Here is a 582-nt window from a genome sequence, read left to right as displayed (position 1 = left end):
CGTGCCGATTGCCACTGAACAGGAAGGCGTCGCCGGACGTAGGAGGCGTGGGCGTTGGAGCAGGCAGGGACGCGGGAGCGCCAGAGCTGGACTTGGGCGCGAGGTCCTTCAGCGCAGCGTCGAACAGGTCGGCGAGTGCGATGGGGCCAGGGCGCTGGGCTCGTGGGGCGGTGTCGTCCACGGCCATGGCCTAGCCCAATCCCTGATCGACCCAGTTCCTGATCGCGGCCCAGACCACCGAGAGCGGCAGCGACATGCCCTCGGCCAGGTCCATGGCCGCATCGAGAATCGAGGTCTCGTCCTCCAGATCGACGTTCCTGCTGCTGGTCACGGCTTTCCATTGCCGCCACAGTTCGGTGTCCTGGGTCTCGTCCAGGACGGGGTGGCGCCCCTTGCGCTTGGGCAGGCCGAGGATCTCCCGCCGCAGGGCGACTTCCTGATGGGTCAGGCCATAGAAGCGGCTGACCATCTCCGTGCTGGCCCCCAGCCGCAGCATGCGATCGACCGTGGCGATTTCCTTCTCCACGTCCTGTGCCTGGTTGAGCAGGCGCTGCAGCACTTCGCGGTTGACCGTGACCGAGC

General features: G+C 67.4%; 1 protein-coding gene and 1 pseudogene. Both read right to left on the bottom strand.

Annotated elements, in window-relative coordinates; all coding sequences use genetic code 11:
• Positions 1-187: pseudogene (locus ABB22_RS17990) on the bottom strand (hypothetical protein); the annotation flags it as partial.
• A 3-nt stretch (positions 188-190) separates the two neighbouring features.
• A partial coding sequence (locus tag ABB22_RS17500; protein ID WP_057505456.1) for a DUF2857 domain-containing protein occupies positions 191-582 on the bottom strand: 392 nt, incomplete at its 5' end.

The sequence above is a fragment of the Stenotrophomonas nitritireducens genome (assembly GCF_001431425.1).
Classification (GTDB): domain Bacteria; phylum Pseudomonadota; class Gammaproteobacteria; order Xanthomonadales; family Xanthomonadaceae; genus Stenotrophomonas; species Stenotrophomonas nitritireducens.
The sequence above is the reverse complement of the archived record's forward strand: the minus strand, read 5'-3'. Positions and strand labels throughout refer to the sequence as shown.